The organism is Streptomyces sp. NPDC001219 (genome assembly GCF_053597915.1).
On the sequence record NZ_JBSFJF010000067.1, the window covers coordinates 1 to 17,927 of the forward strand.

Annotated in this window: 12 protein-coding genes and 1 pseudogene; 7 read left to right on the forward strand and 6 right to left on the reverse strand. The window is 72.2% G+C overall.

Going from position 1 to position 17,927, the window contains the following annotated elements; translation table 11 throughout:
- Positions 1–605 (reverse strand): winged helix-turn-helix domain-containing protein (locus tag ACWC9R_RS30425; protein WP_450736307.1); only part of this gene is annotated, 605 nt, incomplete at its 3' end.
- A 970-nt stretch (positions 606–1,575) separates the two neighbouring features.
- Between ACWC9R_RS30425 and ACWC9R_RS30430 the strand changes: the two genes are divergently transcribed.
- The 3 genes from ACWC9R_RS30430 (at position 1,576) to ACWC9R_RS30440 (ending at position 5,222) form a co-directional block, all read left to right on the forward strand.
- Positions 1,576–2,532, forward strand: a complete 957-nt coding sequence (locus ACWC9R_RS30430; RefSeq protein ID WP_362611456.1) for a hypothetical protein — start codon at positions 1,576–1,578, stop codon at positions 2,530–2,532.
- Between the two features lie 210 nt (positions 2,533–2,742).
- Positions 2,743–4,194 (forward strand): amino acid permease, encoded by a 1,452-nt coding sequence (locus ACWC9R_RS30435; protein ID WP_450736349.1) that lies wholly within the window; start codon positions 2,743–2,745, stop codon positions 4,192–4,194.
- Positions 4,195–4,337: 143 nt separating this feature from the next.
- Positions 4,338–5,222: a GNAT family N-acetyltransferase gene (locus tag ACWC9R_RS30440; RefSeq protein WP_450736309.1), complete on the forward strand. Its 885-nt coding sequence runs from the start codon at positions 4,338–4,340 to the stop codon at positions 5,220–5,222.
- A 78-nt stretch (positions 5,223–5,300) separates the two neighbouring features.
- Here the strand turns inward: ACWC9R_RS30440 and ACWC9R_RS30445 are convergent.
- From ACWC9R_RS30445 to ACWC9R_RS30455, 3 genes and pseudogenes are all read right to left on the reverse strand, one after another.
- Positions 5,301–5,456: pseudogene (locus ACWC9R_RS30445) on the reverse strand (mycothiol transferase); the annotation flags it as partial.
- 373 nt (positions 5,457–5,829) lie between these two features.
- Positions 5,830–6,021, reverse strand: a complete 192-nt coding sequence (locus ACWC9R_RS30450; RefSeq protein WP_018091729.1) for a hypothetical protein — start codon at positions 6,019–6,021, stop codon at positions 5,830–5,832.
- 147 nt (positions 6,022–6,168) lie between these two features.
- Positions 6,169–8,580, reverse strand: a complete 2,412-nt coding sequence (locus ACWC9R_RS30455) for a SpoIIE family protein phosphatase (RefSeq protein ID WP_450736311.1) — start codon at positions 8,578–8,580, stop codon at positions 6,169–6,171.
- Positions 8,581–8,732: 152 nt separating this feature from the next.
- Between ACWC9R_RS30455 and ACWC9R_RS30460 the strand changes: the two genes are divergently transcribed.
- The gene (locus ACWC9R_RS30460; protein ID WP_450736313.1) at positions 8,733–9,512 is read left to right on the forward strand and encodes a VOC family protein; all 780 of its coding nucleotides are present in this window, start codon (positions 8,733–8,735) and stop codon (positions 9,510–9,512) included.
- Positions 9,513–9,547: 35 nt separating this feature from the next.
- On the opposite strand, the gene ACWC9R_RS30465 is transcribed toward ACWC9R_RS30460, so the two are convergent.
- Together ACWC9R_RS30465 and ACWC9R_RS30470 are read right to left on the reverse strand one after the other, a co-directional pair.
- Complete coding sequence (locus tag ACWC9R_RS30465; protein WP_450736315.1) at positions 9,548–12,337, reverse strand: hypothetical protein; 2,790 nt, start codon at positions 12,335–12,337, stop codon at positions 9,548–9,550.
- 160 nt (positions 12,338–12,497) lie between these two features.
- Positions 12,498–14,120: a S1 family peptidase gene (locus ACWC9R_RS30470; protein ID WP_450736317.1), complete on the reverse strand. Its 1,623-nt coding sequence runs from the start codon at positions 14,118–14,120 to the stop codon at positions 12,498–12,500.
- Positions 14,121–14,596: 476 nt separating this feature from the next.
- Here ACWC9R_RS30470 and tdh point away from each other — a divergent pair, with 476 nt between their 5' ends.
- The 3 genes from tdh to ACWC9R_RS30485 all read left to right on the forward strand — a co-directional run bounded on the left by tdh (position 14,597) and on the right by ACWC9R_RS30485 (position 17,866).
- Positions 14,597–15,625, forward strand: coding sequence for an L-threonine 3-dehydrogenase (tdh, locus tag ACWC9R_RS30475; RefSeq protein WP_450736318.1), 1,029 nt, complete (start codon positions 14,597–14,599; stop codon positions 15,623–15,625).
- Positions 15,626–15,722: 97 nt separating this feature from the next.
- Positions 15,723–16,922 carry a glycine C-acetyltransferase gene (locus ACWC9R_RS30480; RefSeq protein WP_450736320.1) on the forward strand — a complete coding sequence of 400 codons (1,200 nt, stop codon included), beginning with the start codon at positions 15,723–15,725 and terminating at the stop codon, positions 16,920–16,922.
- Between the two features lie 35 nt (positions 16,923–16,957).
- Positions 16,958–17,866, forward strand: a complete 909-nt coding sequence (locus ACWC9R_RS30485; protein WP_450736322.1) for a LysR family transcriptional regulator — start codon at positions 16,958–16,960, stop codon at positions 17,864–17,866.
- The last annotated feature ends 61 nt before the right edge of the window (positions 17,867–17,927 follow it).

Here is a 17,927-nt window from a genome sequence, read left to right on the forward strand (position 1 = left end):
CCGCGGCCTTGGCCATCAGCTCCTTGTCGCGGTGGACGACCACCTGCGGAGCACTCACTTGGCGGCCGCCTTCTTCGCGGGCTTCTTCGCCGCGGCTTGTACCCGATGCCGAAGACCGTACTGATGGAGTCGCGCAGACCGGGCCCCAGGCGGCGGCGCAGCCGGGCGATATGGACATCGACCGTGCGGTTGCTGGACTGGCAGCTGGGCCAGACGGCGGCCATCAGCTGCTCCCGGGTGAAGGCGCGGCGGGGGTGCAGCACGAGGTGCGCCAGCAGGTCGAACTCCAGCCGGGGCAGGTCGAGTTGGCGGCCCCTGACGAAGACGGTACGGGCCGCGGTGTCGATCCGGATCTGCTCCGGCCGGGCCCGGCCCGCCGTCGGCGCACCGGCCGGTTCCTCGCGCGGCGGCGCCAGGATGATGTGGACCTCGTCCGACGGCAGCCGGTGCACCGACACGGGCTCCAGGTCGTGCAGGGTCAGTTGCCAGGTGCCGTCGGGGAGCCGGTCGACCGCCAGGGGTGGCCCTTCGCCGGTCCCTGCCGTGTGCGGCCGGCCCGAGTCGGCGTCCGGTCGCGGCGCAAGCGGGGTCGTCGAGGAGTTCATAAACATGATCTGGGCCCATTCCTCTTGCAAAGCAGGCGTGTACGGACAGACATGGCGGTGCTCGACGTGCACAGGTGCGGAAGTGCTCTGCGGCGGTCGTGGCGCAGCCCGGTGGTGCGGCCGGTGGCGGCCAGGCACTTGTGGTGCAGGTCCGCCCAGCGGGGGTGATCGCTCCCTTCGAGCCGCAGGAACGCTCGCGCCCATGCCCGTACCCAGCCATGACGTGGTGTGAAGTCACGGCCTCCGGTCCGGATGAACGCTACATGTGATCGCGCGCTTCCGGAAAGTAGCATCCGCTAATTCGGTTGCTCTTGAGCCGAATTTGTGGTGCGCGGCGCCAACCCGGCGGCCGGTGCGGTGGGTTGGGCCGCGGAGGCCGCTGTCGCGTTCAACAAGTGCACCCGGAATTCCTTGAACGTTGACGCTCCGGTGTCCGCGCCGCCGGGCGCCCGGGCGCGCCTGCCCGGTCCGGTCCGCCCGCCGCCCGGTGGGGTGCCGGTCTCGGCCGGTGTGGCCGGAAGGTGCCGGTGAACCGATCGGGGGAGCCGCGGAGTTGTGGGCGGCCCCGGCCGGGCGGGGCTCGCCGTCAGGGGTTTCGTGGCGTCACGGGCTCCGTCCGGTCCCGTGTGGAGGTCCGGCCAGGGAAACCGGGGATACGGAGGAGTAATCGGCAATGATGTCCGCTTGTGGAGGCCTTGCAAACATGTGAATATGCCAAATAACTGGCCCGTGACGAACGGGGTGGCAAAGTGGAGGCCTTCTGGAGGGCGGTCCGAGAAGTTGTTTCCTTTTCAATCTCATCGAGACTAAAAGGTGCGGAACCAGATATTCCAGGCGGCTTGTTTTCGCAATGAGTTGATGATGAGTAGGGTGTGGCCGCTGTCACTTGACCGGTGGCAGGGGTCCAGCTGAATTCGGCGCAGCTGGAATGCCGTGTGGGGGAAGACGCCTTCGTGACCGGGAGGGGACCATGGCGGCCGGCTCTTTCGAGGGGCAGTACGTGTGGAGTCCAGCGGCCGATGACCGGGCGCTGGCGCGCGCGTGTATGGACGTCAGGGCCGGGCGCTACTTGAGTGCGCACGAGGTGCTGCGCGAGGCCCGGGGGGATTTCGAGGTACGGGCCCACCGGTCGCTGGTACTGGCCTCCGTGGCGGCCGATTCGGACCTCGCCGAGCGCTGGCTGGCCGAGGAGCCGGGTCCGGAGGCGGCGCTGCTCTGGGCCCGGGTGGCGATGCTCCGGGCCCTGCGCATGGCCGACGCCGGTGACCGGCGGCAGGGCGCTCTGGCGCGGATAGCGCAGTCGGCCTGCGAGCGGGCCGCGAAGCTGCTTCCCGACGATCCCACCCCGTGGGTGGCCCAGCTGGCGCTGACGCGCCTCGACCGCCCCCAGGACCCCGCGCCGCAGGGGCTGCTGACCGCGCCGGCCGGCCCGTGGTACCTCCTCGCGCACATCCTCCGGCTCGACCCCTGGCACCGCGAGGCGCACCACCGCTTCCTGTCGTTCTTCTTCACCCGCTATGGCGGTTCGTCGAGCGCGAGCTGGGACGTGGCCGCGTTCCTGAGCCAGCGGGCCCCGGCCGGCTCACCGCTGCGGCTGCTGCCGCTGGTGGCCCTGGTCGAGGACTACAACCCGTCCGCGCTGCTCGCGGACCACACCTGGGAGCAGCCCCAGTGGATCAGCACCGCGATGGGCATCCACCACAACTGGTTCCCGCAGGTGGCCGGTTACCGCTTCACGCCGGTGCTGGACCTGGCGTATCTGGCGCATGCGCTGTTCATGGCGAAACGTGAATTCGAGGCGCGCGAGGTCTTCACCGCGATGGGGCCCTATGCCTCGCGTATGCCCTGGAGCGCATTCGGTGATCCCGAGGAGCAGTTGACGAAAGCCAGGCGTTCTTGCGGGCTCCCCGTTCCGCACAGCGGCTGACGTGCCGGCCGTCCCGTGACGGCGTGAATTTCTTGCCGTAAAAGGCAATCCATTCTGCACCATCCATGCGAACAAAACAGCCCGATCCATTCACCCCCGGTTCCCCCCAGAAAGGTTTCGGTTGTGTCCGAGCGTACGTCACCAGCTCGCTCGCAAAACCCCCACGTGGCAGATCCCGTCACCCTTGACGACGATGCCACTCTCCACGCCATGGGCTATCCGCGGAAACTCACCCGCAGATTCCGCGCGTTCGACAACTTCGCGATCTCCTTCACCATCATCAACATCATTTCCGGCATCTTCTCCTCCGTCGGCTTCGGGATGAACGCCGGCGGGCCGCGAATCCTGATCTTCGGATGGATCGGGGTGTCGGTGATGGTGCTGTTCGTCGGCGCCGCCATGGGCGAGATCGCCTCCGCCTACCCGACCAGCGGCGCGCTGTACTTCTCGGCCGGCAAGCTCGCCAAGCGCCACCAGGGCGCCTGGTCCTGGTACACGGGCTGGCTGAACTTCGTCGGCCAGGTCGGCGGCACCGCCGCCACCAACTTCGCCGCCGCCACCTTCATCCAGGCGTTCCTCGCCATGCAGTGGCCGTCCTACGAGGCGAGGCCGCAGCAGACGGTCGGCATCACCGCGGCCATCCTCCTCCTCCAGGCGCTGGCCAACACGTATACCGTGCGCCTGGTCGCGGTGGTGAACCGGATTTCCGTCTGGTGGCTGCTGATCGGCATGGTGGTGATCGTCGGTGCACTGACCGTGATACCCGACCACCATCAGCCGCCCTCGTTCGCCCTGCACTTCGCCAACAACACCGGCTTCACACAAGCGATTTACGGCGGAATGCTGGGTCTGCTCGTCACCAGCTGGACCTTCACCGGCTTCGACGGCAGTTTCCACATGTCCGAAGAAACGGTGAAGGCAACGGTCAACGCGCCCCGGGGCATCATGCGGGCGATCAGCTACTCCGCGATCACCGGACTGATCCTCATGCTCGCGCTGGTGTATGCGATCCGTGACTACGGACATGCGGCGAGTGCCGAGGCGCCGCCGGTGCAGATTCTCGTCGACGCGCTCGGCCAAAACACCGCCAGCTTCCTGCTGCTGATCGTTATCGGCGCCATGCTGTTCTGCGGGCTCGCCAACATGACCAGCAATACCCGGCAGATCTTCGCCTTCTCCCGCGACGGCGCGATGCCCGGCTCCCGTTGGTGGCATTCGGTGTCCGCGCGTACCCGTACCCCGGTCAAGGCCGTCTGGCTCGCCGCGGCCTGCCCCCTGGTGCTGGTCCTGCCCGGCTGGTGGTCGCACACCGCCTTCACCGCGGTGGTGAGCGTCAACGTCGTCGGGCTGTTCCTCGCCTACGCCGTGCCCATCTTCCTGCGGCTGCGGCTCACCGACTTCCAGGCCGGTCCGTGGAACCTCGGGCGCTACGGCAAGCCCGTCGCCGCGATCGCGGTGACCTGGATTCTGATCAGCAATGTGCTGTTCATGCTGCCGCAGGCGTCCCCGATCACCCCGGCCTCGTTCAACTACGCGCCGATCGCGCTGGCCGTGGTGCTGGTCATCGCCACCGTGTGGTGGTTCGCCACCGCCCGGCAGCGCTTCCAGGGGCCGGTCAGCTACGGCCGCCCCGACGAGGTCGCCGCCATGGACCTGATCTAGAACCGGCCGGACGGACGGCGACGGACGGTCCCGCCGGAGCACTCGCTCCGGTGGGGCCGCCCCGCCCACGCCCCGTCACCACCGGCCCGCCCGCTTCCCGTTCACGCACCTCCTGACCCCACCAGAAGGGACGAAAACCCGGTATGGCCTCCCTCGGCAACGCTCCGGATCAGCAGCCCGTCACCGGCGAACTCGTCGTCAGCACCGCCTCGTTGGACGACTGGCACGAGGTCGCCCAGTGGGCCGCCGACGAGGAGTGGAACCCCGGACGCGGCGACACCGCCTGCTTCCACCCCACCGACCCCGCCGGATTCTTCATCGGACGCCGCGGCGGACGGACCGTCTCCGCGGTCTCGGTCGTCACCTACTCGGACGCCTACGCGTTCCTGGGCTACTACCTCGTCCACCCCGACCACCGCGGTCAGGGCCTGGGCCTCGCCACCTGGCGCGCCGCCTTCCCGCACGCCGGTGTCCGCACCGTGGGGCTCGACGCGGTCCCCGCCCAGCAGGAGACCTACCGGCGCGCCGGGTTCGCCCCCGCCCACGAGACCGTCCGCTACGGCGGACGCCCCGTCGGCCCCGGCACCCCCACGCCGGAGGTCGTCCCCGTCACGCCTGCGCATCTCGATGCCGTCGCCGACTACGACCGGCGCTGCTTCCCCGCCGACCGCCGGGCGTTCGTCGGCCGCTGGCTGGCGGCTTCCGGCCACACCGCGCTGGCGTATCTGCGCGACGGCGCGGTCGCCGGCTACGGGGTGCTCCGCCCGGCCCGCACCGGTCACCGCATCGGCCCGCTCTTCGCCGACACCACCGAGGCCGCCGAGGCGCTCTTCGACGCCCTCGCGGCGGCCGCCGGGCCGGACGGCGAACTCTTCATGGACGTCCCCGGTCCCCGGCAGGACGCCCACACCCTGGTCACCTCCCGTGGGCTGAGCCCGCGGTCGCACACCGTGCGGATGTACACCGGCCCGGTGCCGGCGGCGGAGCAGGAGCGCACCTTCGGCGTCACCAGTCTGGAACTCGGCTGACGGACGGCGGCCTGCCGTACGCGGACCGTTGTCGACGGCTCCCACCCCGCACCGGCCGGGTGGGAGCCGTCGGTCCGCTCAGGCGCCGACCGTGCCGTCGATGGCCTCGCGGAGGAAGTCCGCGTGGCCGTTGTGGCGGGCGTACTCATGGATCAGGTGCAGCATCACCAGCCGCAGCGAGACATGCCCGCCCCAGCGCGGCTGGTAGCCCGTGACGTCGAGCGAGGCGGCCTCCCCGGGCACTCCGGAACGGTCCGGGAAGGCGGCGGTCGAGGCGATCTTCCCGAGCGCCGCGGGCGGCCGCAAGGGGTTTGTCCGGGGCGCGGTGAGCGGGCGGCCCGGCCCGGAGCGCGGTGCCCGCCCGGCACCGCGCTCTCCCGCCCGTGGCACCGGTTCCTCGCGCACGACCGCACCGCGGGGACGCCCAACTCCGGGCGCCGGAAGCCCCGTTACGGCGCGCGCGACGGCAGACCGCGGAGAGGCGGGGCAGAATCGCCCGTCACCCATCACCCATCACCCGTCACCCGGAAGCCGGCGTCAAGGGACACCGCCGCGCGGCACGTAACTCCCGCCGCGTGCTCCGCCGCCGCTCAGCCGGTGGTGGTGCTCAGGGCAGATACCGTTCGATGGCGCCGGGTCCCTCCTCAGCGATCAGACGCCTGGCCCATTCCAGGCTCGCGGGGGTGGGTTCGCGCCCGGACGCCTTCACCAGGTCCTCCGGGTCGTAGGGCCGCTCGCTACCGGTGTACAGCTGAGTCGGCCGCCGCTCGGCCGCCTGCTCCCTGCCATTGCTCGTCACAGGGTCCTCCTCTGTCCGCGCCCGCCGAGTCGCCGGGACCTCGCTTGGTTCCATCATGGGACCGCCTCCGAACACCCGCACGGTGTACGCCGGTCCCGGCCCGGCCACCGCGGCGGTGGCGCCCTGGTCACCGCGCCCGCAGGCCGGTCAGCGGGCCGGCCCCGGAGCCCCGGAATAGTGCGGCGGGAACGCCAGCTCGGTCCAGATCGTCTTGCCGTACGGCGTGTAGCGCGTACCCCAGCGCTGCACCAGCTGCGCGACGATGAACAAGCCCCGGCCGCCCTCGTCGTCGCTGGCGCTGTGCCGCAGGTGGGGCGAGGTGTGGGCGGTGTCCGAGACCTCGGTCAGCAGGGTGCGGTCGCGCAGCAGCCGCAGATGCAGCGGCCCGGCGGCATGCCGGATGCCGTTGGTGACCAGCTCGCTGACCACGAGTTCGGTGGTGTAGGACAGCTCCTCCAGACCCCACTCCCGCAGCTGCCCGGTGGCCAGCTCACGGGCCTTGCCCACCGCGGCCGGTTCCGCGGGCAGCTCCCAGGCCGCCACCTGCCGGGCGTCCAGCTCACGGGTGCGCACCAGCAGCAGCGCCGAGTCGTCGGCGGCCGGACCGTCCGGCAGCAGTTCGGCCAGCGCCCGGTCACACAGCTCGGCCAGCGGCCGGCGGTGCTCGCCCAGCACCCGGCCGAGGATCTCCATCCCCGCGTCCACGTCCCGGTCCCGGCCCTCCACCAGCCCGTTCGTGAACAGGGCCAGCAGACTGCCGACCGGCAGCTCCATCTCCAGGGACTCGAACGGCAGACCCCCCAGACCCAGGGGCGGGCCCGCCGGAAGATCCGGGAAGGACACACCGCGCTCCGGGTCGACGACGGCCGGCGGCAGATGCCCGGCCCGCGCCATGGTGCAGCGCCGCGACACCGGGTCGTAGACCGCGTACAGGCAGGTCACGCCGGTGGCCTCGTCGTCCGTGCCGAGGTCCGTGCCGACCGTGGCGGTCTGCTCCTCGGCGGTCTGCTCCACCAGATCGTCCAGCCGGCCCAGCAGCTCGTCGGGCGCCAGGTCCAGCCGGGCCAGCGCGCGTACCGTCGTCCGCAGCCGCCCCATGGTCGCCGCCGCCTGGAGGCCGTGGCCCACCACGTCCCCGACGACCAGACCGACCCGGGTGCCCGAGAGCCCGATGACGTCGAACCAGTCGCCGCCGACCCCGGCCCGGTCGTCGCTGGGCAGATAGCGGTAGGCCAGATCGACGGCGGACGGCGACGACAGATGCCGGGGCAGCAGACTGCGCTGCAGGGTCAGCGCGGCGGTGTGCTCCCGGGTGAAGCGGCGGGCGTTGTCCAGGCACACCGCCGTCCGGGTGACCAGCTCGTCGGCGAGTTCGATCTCCTCCTTGTCGAACGGCGTCATCGGGGCGCCGCGGCGGAAGGTGACCAGTCCCATGGGGGTGCCGCCGGCCCGCAGGGGCACGACGACGGTGTTCTCGTCGCGCACCATCCCGCCCGAGGACAGGCTGCGGTACTGGAGCGAGCCGGGCGGGTACTCGACGCGGTGCGGGCCGTGCGGCGGGCCGTCCGGCCCGTCGTGGGCGGAGCGGGCGGCGACCCGGACGAGGGTGGGCAGCGTCCCGCCGGCCGGTTCCGGCTCGTCCCCGTTCCGTACGGACTGCATCAGGTCGACGGTGACCGTGGTCGCGAACTCCGGCACCGCCACCTCGGTGACCTCCCGGGCGGTGGCGGCCATGTCGAGGGTGGTGCCGATCCGCGCGCCCGCCTCCACCAGGAGGTTCAGCCGGCGCTGCGCCTGGTAGCGGCCGGTGATGTCGAAGGCGTCCTCACACACCCCGAGCACCTGCCCGTGGGTGTCCTGGAGCCGGTAGTAGGAGCAGGACCAGACGTGGTCGGGACCGGGGTCGGAGGGCTGCTGGCCGACGAAGTGCAGATCGAGGATCGGCTCGCCGGTGTCGATGACATGGTGCATCACCGCGTCGAGGCTGCGCGGATACCCCTCGGTGAGGAACTCGCCGTCCGGATACAGCTCATCGGCACGGGCCCCGAGGAACTCCCGCATCGGCAGCCCGATCTCCCGGCAGTAGGCGCTGTTCGCCCAGGTCAGCCGTAGCTCGGTGTCATAGATGCCCAGGCCCACCGGGGACTGGGTGGCCAGCCCGTGCAGCATCGCCTGGCGGGACTCCCACATCCGGTGGGCCTCCCGTTCGGCCGCCACCAGGACCCGGGCCGGCCGCTCGCCGGAGCCCCCGGACACCTTGGTGAGCGGACAGAGCGCGGCGGCCATCCGCACCAGCCGGCCGTTGCGGTGCCGCATCGTGAGCTCCCGGCCGCCGCTCAGCGCGTCCTCCGGCGCGGGCCCGGTCCCCCGGACGGCGGGCGGGACCAGCGTCTCCAGGGGCTTGCCGACGATCTCCTCCGGCAGATAGCCGAGGAGGTGCTGGGCCGCCGGGCTCCAGCCGATGACCAGGTCCTGGGCGTCCAGAACCACTGTGGCCGCCCTGGTGACGTCGAGGGGACCACGGAAGTCGGCGTTCCCCGCCGCGTTCCATGCGTTCATGGCATCAACCCAGCCCGGTTCAGTATCTACAGCATCGAGCCGGATCAAGACCGGCACAACTGCGCTGCCGCACGGGCGACGCGCCCTTGGTGCGGCCCCGCCCCGTCGCTGGCATGGTGGGAAGGGGCGCTGAGCAACAGGAGGCAGATGCCATGTCGGCCCACGGCCCGGTCCCCGCGGTACGCGGCGCGCCCTGCTGGGTCAGCCTGATGGCCCGCGATCTGGACGCCGCGCAGGAGTTCTACTCCGCGGTGCTGGGCTGGCGGTTCCGCGCGGCCAGCCTCGGTGAGGAGTTCTGCCTCGCGCTGGCCGACGGCCAGCCGGTCGCCAGTATCGGCGCCCTCGCCCAGAGCTTCCAGGTCGCGGTGGCCTGGACCTCCTATTTCGCGGTGGAGAACGCCGACGAGACCGCCGCCAGCATCCGTGAGCGCGGGGCCACCGTCGCCGTCGGCCCGCTGAAGCTCGGCCCCGGACGCGCCGCCCTCGCCGCCGACCCCGACGGCGCCATCTTCGGCTTCTGGGAGGGGCAGACGCTGGCCTGGTCGGTCGGCCAGGGCAACGCGCCCACCTGCCTCGAACTGCGCACCCGGGACGCCTTCGCCGCCGCCATCTTCTACGCCGAGGTCTTCGGCTGGGCCTCCGGGGAGCCCGGCGGCTGCGATGTGACCTACGAACACGACCAGGTGAGCGTCAGCGACGGCACGCACACCGTCGCCACCCTGCGCGGCGGCGCCGTCGAGTCCGCCCCGGACCCGCGGGTGCGCCCCCGCTGGCACGTCCACTTCCCGGTCCGCGAGATCGAGAAGGTGACGGCCACCGCGGTGGCCGCCGGCGGCACCGTCACCCCCGTCACCCCGACCGCGGACGGCGAGGGCAGCCAGGCCGTCATCCGCGACCCCGACGGCGGCCTGTTCACCGTCACCTCGGTCTGACCCGGCGGCCGCCCGGTCCCGCCGCGGCGCCTCCGTCACCGGCCCTGCTCCGCCTCCAGCGGCGGACACCACGACGACTGCTTCTGTCCGCCGACCCGGCCGCAGAACCCCGCCTGGGTGGGCCGGCCCGCGCCGTCGATGTGCTGAACGGACAGCAGCTTGTCCAACGGGACCTGGCGGTCCACGTCGCCGCCGAAGCTGATGATGCCGCTCTCCCCGTCGAGCGCCTCGTTCCCGTGGACACCGCTGATCGCATGCCAGACGGCGGGCGGGGTCAACGGCATCTGCGTGGCGTCCTCGCGCAGTTGCTTGACGGCGTTGACGTACAGCTTGACGGCGTCGAAACCGAGTGCCGCGTGACCGTCCAGCGAGGAGTTCGCGACCTGGGCGCACTCCTCGGGGAACAGCCGGCTCAGCTCCGTGTACAGCTCGCTGGTGTCGTCGCAGCGCGCCGAGCCCAGCGTGAAGTCGAGGAAGTCGTACGGGATACCGGGGTAGTGCTGCCGTCGCTCCGCGTCGGCGGCCAGCCGGGCCACGTCGTCGCCGCCGAGGAGCGCGGGCGGGTCCGAGTTGCAGGACTCGTTGATGCCGCCGAGCAGCGACTCGAAGTCCTCCGAGCGCCCCGCGAAGAACACCACGCCCGGGTAGGAACAGCTCCGCTGCCCGACCGTCCCGGGACCGGGGGCGTCCGACGAGGGCTCCGCGCCCGGCGGCGGGGGCGGCGTGAAGAAGGTCTTCTCGACCGTGAACCCGCGGGCACGGAAGCGCCGGGCGACATCCTCGCTGAGGGTCTTGCTGTAGGTGTCGCTGGGATCGGCGGAGCCGACGATCCGGACCTGCCGGACCGGCCTGCGCCGGTCGTGTCCCACGACGTGATCGGCGTACGCCGCGGCGACCGCCGCCTCCCGGGAGTTCTGCGGCGACACCTGGAAGTACATCGGGGACTGCCGTACCAGTGAGTCCGCCGACAGCGTGGTGGCCACCATCGGCAGCCCCGCCGCGGTCAGTCTGCGGATCGTCCGGTTGGTGGCCTCCCGGCTCTGGTCGAGTCCGGTGACCCCGACCAGGGACGCGTCCTGCCGCTTGAGCCCCTCCAGGATGTCCACCACCCGGGTGCCGAAGCGCATGCCCGACCCGGCGTTGGCGGGGAACAGGCGCAGGATCGGCTCCGCGGCGCCGGAGCTGCGCAGCTGCCGGGACTGTGCGCTCGCCGCGCCCTGGAGCGCCTCGCGCCCGTAGGCGAGCTGCCCGGTGGACTTCCCCGAGACGCTGAGCAGCGCCGACAGATGGACGAGGGTGACGAACGGGCGCTCCGGCGCCGCGCGATGGAGCTCCTCGGCGCGGGCGTTCTGGGCGTGGATGGTCCGGAGGGTCTTGTTGAGCAGCGGGTCGGGGGAGTGGAAGGTGAACCCGTGCCGTGCCACCCCGATGCACTCCCCGGTCTCCGCGGTGCGCAGGGTGTCCGCGTCGTCCTCGAAGCGGTGCAGACCGCAGTGCGCCTGCCGGTAGCCGCTCTCCCGGCCCAGCACCAGCCCGCCCGCCCCCAGCAGCCCGACGACGACACCGCACGCCGCCGCCACCGACACCACCCGGCGGGCCCACAACGGGGGTTCGGGAATCCGCAGCCGGGCGTCCTGGGCGACCTCCAGCCGCCGGGTCAGCTCATAGCTCTCGTCGGACGGCGGCAGCAGCCGCGGAACGCTGACCGGCAGATACCAGGGCGCGCGGTTACGGGCCCGGCCCTGGTGCAGAAAGGTGTCCCGCCAGCCGCCGTAGAGCCGGTCGGCCGGCTCCCACAGGGAGCTGTGGCCCCAGTCGGCCCGGATGCCGGTGCCGTCGGCGGGCGGCTCGGCGCCGCAGCTGATGATCAGCAGCGGGTCGAAGGCGCCCGTCTCGTTGCGTACGTCGATGATGGTCTGCAGCAGCGGATAGCCGTGGTTGCCGGCGTCCGCCCCGTCGAGCAGCGCCACACAGTACGCGGTGCGCCGGGCCGTACGGGGGCGCCAGATGCGGCGGCGGAACGCGACCCGCAGGTCCTCCAGGAAGGCGTTGACCATCAGCTTGCGTAACTGTTCCGGGTCTTCGACCTGGTGGTGGGGCGCGGTCAGCCGCTCGGCGAAGCCGAGGAAGGTGCCCGGGTCGCGCGGCGCGAGATAGGGCTGGTTGAGCAGCCAGCGGTACTCGCGGCCGAGCCCGCGGCGGACCCGGAACCAGGCGAGCGGGAAGACATGGACGGCGAACAGCCACACCCACCACGGCACGGCGCCGTCCACGGCGAGTTCGGTCTCCGGGGACCGCAGCAGCCCGAACAGCCGCCGGCGCCGGAACTCCCGCTCGCGCAGCCCGTGCAGCAGGGTGTGGTCGTTGCCCTCCACCCCGCCGGGGTACGCGGAGCCGCCGGCCGCCCCGGCCTGGGTCAGCCAGTTGACCAGGCCGAACCGGCGGAAGCGGACCCGTCCGTCGCTGCCGTGGACGCTGCGGGCGAAGCCCTGCGCGAGCTGCTCCAGGGCGAGGCGCGCCGCCTCGACGGAATCCGGGGCCGGGGGCGGTGAGCCGGCCCGGAGGTCGTGCAGAGCGTGCGGGACCCGCCGGGGGTCGGCGTGGCTGAGGAAGGAGCTGAGGCCCCGGGCGAGTTGGGTGTGGTCGTCCCCGCTGACCAGACAGATCACCGGCAGGCCCTCGCGCCCCTGGGCCACTCCGCGGTGCCGCACCGGCTCCGGGCACTCCCGGCGCCGGGGCCTGCGCACCAGATCTGCTATCAGACGCAGCAGATGCCCGGCTCCGCGGAAGACGGGGATAGTGGAATCGAGTTCGTTCGACGCCATGACGCCCCTGAGTAAGGGTCGGAGTAGGGCCGGTATTCTGACACCGCTCCGCGGGCGGTCGCTATGGTTCCGCCACACTCAGGGGGCCGTACGCTCACCGGCCCCGCACTCCCTCGTCGTCCGAAGGGGCGGGGCCGGTCGCGCAGTTGGCTGCGGTCCGTCAGTTCAGCGCGTCACCGCCGGCCGCGCCGGGGTCCTGGGCACCCGCGCCCGGGTCCTCCGCTCCGGCACCGGGGTCCTGCGCTCCGGTACCGGGGTCCTCGGCGCCCGCACCCGGGTCGCCCGCTCCCGCGCCGGCGTTCCCGGCCCCCGCGTTGCCGGCACCGGCGTTTCCCGCGCCGCCGTTGCCCGCACCGTTGCCGCCGCCGGCCGCGTTGTCGCTGCCGCCGGCCGCGTTACCGCCACCGGCCGCGTTGCCGCCGCCGTTGTCACCGCCCCCGGCGCCGATCTCCGCGCCCGTGGCCTTCAGCGCGTCGGTGACCGGCTGGAAGAAGGTCTCGCCGCCGGCGGTGCAGTCGCCGCTGCCGCCGGAGGTCAGCCCGACCGCCGAGTCGTCGGAGAACATCGCGCCGCCGCTGTCGCCGGGCTCCGCGCAGACATCCGTCTGTATGAGGCCGTTGACGATGTCGCCGTTGCCGTAGTTCACCGTGGCGTCGAGGCCGGTGACCGTGCCGTCGTGCAGGCCGGTGGTGCTGCCCGAGCGCTGCACCTTCATGCCGACGGCGGCCTCGGCGGCCTTGGTGATCTCCTGGGTGCTGCCGTTGCCCAGGTCCACCGCGCTCTGTGGCTTGGCGGCGGTGTCGTCGTAGGTGACCAGCGCGAAGTCGGTCTTCGGGAACTTGGAGTCGGCCACCGTGCCGAGCGGCTGGCCGCCGCCCTGGTCCGCCGTCCAGGTCTTGGAGTCGTTGCCGCAGTGACCGGCCGTCAGGAAGGCCGGTGCGCCCTTGACCGTGACGTTGAAGCCCAGCGAGCAGCGGGCGTTGCCACCGAAGATGGCACTGCCGCCGACCGGCCCGGCGGCCTGCCCGCCGCCCCCGGCACCGCCACCACCGTCTCCGGCACCTCCTGCGGCGTCTCCCGCGCCACCTGCGGCATCTCCGGCGCCACCCGCGGCGTCTCCCGCGCCACCCGCGGCGTCTCCCGCGCCACCTGCGGCATCTCCGGCGCCACCCGCGGCGTCTCCGGCACCTCCTGCGGCGTCTCCCGCGCCACCCGCCGCGTCTCCCGCACCGCCCGCGGCGCTGCCGGCCGCGCCTCCCGCGTCCCCGCCGTCGAACCGCTTGAACTCACCCTGTGACCGCTTGACGGTCACCATGCCCGTGCCCATACCGTCCGTGGCCTTGGTCAGGGTGGCCATCTTTGCGCCGGTGACCGTTCTGTCGGCGGTCACCACGATCTTGTTGGTCTTCGGGTCGATCGACCAGGCGGTGCCGGGCACCGCGGCGGACTCGCGCAGGCTCCTGGTACCGGACTTCAGCGCGGTCATGCTGTTGTGGACGACCTTGGCGACGGCGCCCTTGGCCCGGACGTTCTCGGCGTCCTCCTCGGACAGGACGTTCATGACCAGGTGGCCCTTGGAACTGTCCAGATACCAGCCCGCGCCGTTGTCCTCGAGGTCCGCCTTCAGGGATGTCGCCATCTGCGTGGCGGAGTGGGCGCTGAACGTCTTGAGGGCCGCCGGCTGGTCCGTGCTCGCGTTGGCATTGGGGAGCAGGATCGCTGCGGCCGCGACGGCGGCCACACCGGCGGTGGCGATGGCGCCGGTCCGCAGGCGCTTGTTCACATGTCGGTGGCTCAATTCACTGACCTCCAGGGACGCACAGGAACGAGGCACACGGGAGACCGCGGTGCGTCGCGTCAGCACCCGTGTGTTGGTGCACACCCAGTCCTACGTAGCCCCGCGCACCCCGGTCTCACGGCCACTCAAGCTGTGATGAATTCCGACGCTTGCGGGGGCGAACGTTTACACTCCCGGGCCCGCCCGAGCGCCCCGGCGGCGCGGAAGCCCCCGGCACCCGCCCCGCACCGCCCGTCCGGCGGCCCGGCCGGGTGCCGCTGTCCGGTGCGGCATGACCAGCCTCACGTCCCGGGGGAGAGGGCCCGGAATCCCGGTGGACACGGGGCGTAAAGGGCAGCTGTGGCCGCGCTTAAGAAATCCTCGATGGACCGCGCGGCCGAGGTACGGAAGATTTCCTGAGGAAGATCGGGCGGCCGGCGCGGGCCCCCGGCAGGTCACACGCACGTACGGGAGCCACAGCGGTGAAGGCACTGGTCAAGCAGAAGACGGAGCCGGGTCTCTGGCTCATGGACGTGCCGGAGCCGGCCATCGGCCCCGGAGATGTGCTGATCAAGGTGCTGCGCACCGGCATCTGCGGTACGGATCTGCACATCCGGGCGTGGGACGGCTGGGCCCAGCAGGCCGTGAACACCCCGCTGACCCTCGGCCACGAATTCGTCGGCGAGGTGGTGGAAACCGGCCGCGACGTGGCCGACGTCAAGGCCGGCGACCTGGTCAGCGGTGAGGGCCATCTGGTCTGCGGCAAGTGCCGCAACTGTCTGGCCGGCCGCCGCCATCTGTGCCGCGCCACCGTCGGCCTCGGCGTCGGCCGGGACGGTGCCTTCGCCGAGTACGTCGCGCTGCCCGCCTCCAACGTCTGGGTGCACCGCGTCCCGGTGGACCTCGACATCGCCGCCGTCTTCGACCCGTTCGGCAACGCCGTGCACACCGCGCTGTCGTTCCCGCTGGTCGGCGAGGATGTGCTGATCACCGGCGCGGGGCCGATCGGCATCATGGCCGCGGCCGTCGCCCGGCACGCCGGAGCCCGCAACGTCATGATCACGGACGTCAGCGAGGAGCGCCTCGCCCTGGCCCGCAAGGTCGGCGTCAGCCTGGCCCTCAACGTCGGCGAGGCGACCATCGCCGACGGTCAGCGCGAACTGGGCCTGCGCGAGGGCTTCGACATCGGGCTGGAGATGTCCGGGCGGCCCGAGGCGATGCGCGACATGATCACCAACATGACGCACGGTGGCCGGATCGCGATGCTCGGCCTGCCGGCCGAACAGTTCCCCGTCGACTGGTCCCGGATCGTCACCTCCATGATCACGATCAAGGGCATCTACGGCCGGGAGATGTTCGAGACCTGGTACGCGATGTCCGTGCTGCTCGAAGGCGGTCTCGACCTCTCGCCCGTGATCACCGGCCGCTACGCCTACCAGGACTTCGACGCCGCCTTCGACGACGCCGCCAGCGGCCGCAGCGGCAAGATCATCCTCGACTGGACCGTCTGAACCTCCGGCTCGGTTCGCCTCCGGGGCGCACAGGCCGGTGTCGAGAGACCGGCGCGCCCCTTCGGCCCACCCGCTCACGCACCCTCAGGAGACCTTCATGCTCGATTCCGTACGCAACGAACTGCGCGACACCCTCGAAGAGATCCGCGCCGCCGGGCTGCACAAGCCCGAGCGCGTCATCGGCACCCCGCAGTCCGCCACCGTCGCCGTCACCGCCGGAGGCAACCCCGGCGAGGTCCTCAACTTCTGCGCCAACAACTACCTCGGCCTGGCCGACCACCCCGAGGTCGTCGCCGCCGCGCACGAGGCGCTCGACCGCTGGGGCTACGGCCTCGCCTCGGTCCGCTTCATCTGCGGCACCCAGGAGGTCCACAAGGAGCTGGAGCAGCGGATCTCCGGCTTCCTGGGCCAGGAGGACACCATCCTCTACTCGTCCTGCTTCGACGCCAACGGCGGTGTCTTCGAGACCCTGCTCGGCCCGGACGACGCGGTGATCTCCGACGCCCTCAACCACGCCTCCATCATCGACGGCATCCGGCTGTGCAAGGCCCGCCGCTACCGCTACGCCAACCGCGATCTGGCCGACCTGGAGCGCCAGTTGAAGGAGGCGACCGCAGGCGGCACCGGCCGCACGCTGGTCGTCACCGACGGCGTCTTCTCGATGGACGGCTATGTGGCGCCGCTGCGCGAGATCTGCGACCTTGCCGACCGCTACGGCGCCATGGTGATGGTCGACGACTCGCACGCGGTCGGCTTCGTCGGCGCCGGCGGGCGCGGCACCCCCGAGCTGCACGGGGTGATGGACCGGGTCGACATCATCACCGGCACCCTCGGCAAGGCCCTCGGCGGCGCCTCCGGCGGCTATGTCGCGGCCCGCGCCGAGATCGTCGCCCTGCTGCGCCAGCGTTCCCGCCCGTACCTCTTCTCCAACTCGCTCGCCCCGGTGATCGCCGCGGCCTCGCTGAAGGTCCTCGACCTGCTGGAGTCGGCCGGTGACCTGCGCGAGCAGCTCAACGCCAACACCGCGCTGTTCCGCTCGCGGATGGCCGAGGAGGGCTTCGACATCCTGCCCGGCGACCACGCCATCGCCCCCGTCATGATCGGTGACGCGGCCGAGGCGGCCCGGATGGCGGAGCTGCTCCTGGAGCGCGGCGTCTACGTCATCGGCTTCTCCTACCCCGTGGTCCCGCAGGGCCAGGCGCGCATCCGCGTCCAGCTGTCCGCCGCCCACTCCACCGAGGACGTCAACCGCGCGGTCGACGCCTTCGTCGGCGCGCGGGCCGCCCTCGCGGGCTGACACCGCCCGCCGTCCGGTCCTGCGAGACTGGATGCATGATCGAAGCACGACGGCTGCACATCCTCCGTGCGGTGGCCGACCACCGCACGGTCACCGCCGCGGCCGCCGCGCTCTACCTCACCCCCTCGGCGGTCTCCCAGCAGCTGGCCGCCCTGGAACAGGAGACCGGCCACCGTCTGGTGGAGCGCAGCGCCCGCGGCGTCCGGCTGACCGCCGCGGGCGACATCCTGCTCACCCACGCCAACGCCGTCCTGGCACAGCTGGAGCGCGCCGAGTCCGAGCTCGCCGCCTACGGTTCGGGCGAGGCGGGCACGGTGACCGTCGCGGCCTTCGCCACCGGCATCGGCCTGGTCGTCGCGCCCGCGCTCACCGCCCTCGCCCGCACCGCGCCCGGCATCCGGGTCCGCGTCCAGGACGCCGAGGGGGACGCCAGCCTGCTGATGGTCCTCGACCGGCAGGTCGATGTGGCGGTGGCCGTCGAATACCGGGGCGCGCCGGGCGCCGACGACCCGCGGCTGACCCGGGTCCCGCTCTACGCCGAGCCGTTCGACGCGGTCCTGCCGCCCGGCCACCGCCTCGCCGGGACGGAACAGGTGGCCGTGGCCGACCTCGCCGGCGACCCCTGGATCGGCCCCTACCCCGGCAACCCCTGCCATGACGTCGTCGTCCTGGCCTGCGAGTACGCCGGTTTCCAGCCGCGCCTGGAGCACTCCTCCGACGACTTCCGCGCCGTCGTCGCGCTCGCCTCGGCCGCGGCGGGGGTGGCGCTCGTCCCCCGTTCGGCGCTGCGCGACATGGACCTCACGGGAGTGGTGGTCCGCCCGGTCGACGATGTGGCCCCCACCCGCCGGGTCTTCGCCGCGGTACGCCGGGGCGCCGAGGAACACCCGCTGTTCCGCCCGGTGCTCGCCGCCCTCCGGGAGGCGGCGGCCTCCCAGGGGTGAGGGCGGCAACCGTCCCGCGCGCGCGGCTCCCCGCCCGGCCGCGCCCGAGGTGCCGCCCCGG

What these genes read in the sequence shown, in the direction of transcription:
- ACWC9R_RS30430 (WP_362611456.1), top strand. Translation starts at nt 1,576, where the DNA reads ATGGCGGCCGGCTCTTTCGAGGGGCAGTACGTGTGGAGTCCAGCGGCC.
- ACWC9R_RS30435 (WP_450736349.1), top strand. Translation starts at nt 2,743, where the DNA reads ATGGGCTATCCGCGGAAACTCACCCGCAGATTCCGCGCGTTCGACAAC.
- ACWC9R_RS30440 (WP_450736309.1), top strand. Translation starts at nt 4,338, where the DNA reads ATGGCCTCCCTCGGCAACGCTCCGGATCAGCAGCCCGTCACCGGCGAA.
- ACWC9R_RS30455 (WP_450736311.1), bottom strand. Translation starts at nt 8,580, where the DNA reads ATGAACGCATGGAACGCGGCGGGGAACGCCGACTTCCGTGGTCCCCTC.
- ACWC9R_RS30460 (WP_450736313.1), top strand. Translation starts at nt 8,733, where the DNA reads ATGTCGGCCCACGGCCCGGTCCCCGCGGTACGCGGCGCGCCCTGCTGG.
- ACWC9R_RS30465 (WP_450736315.1), bottom strand. Translation starts at nt 12,337, where the DNA reads ATGGCGTCGAACGAACTCGATTCCACTATCCCCGTCTTCCGCGGAGCC.
- ACWC9R_RS30480 (WP_450736320.1), top strand. Translation starts at nt 15,723, where the DNA reads ATGCTCGATTCCGTACGCAACGAACTGCGCGACACCCTCGAAGAGATC.
- ACWC9R_RS30485 (WP_450736322.1), top strand. Translation starts at nt 16,958, where the DNA reads ATGATCGAAGCACGACGGCTGCACATCCTCCGTGCGGTGGCCGACCAC.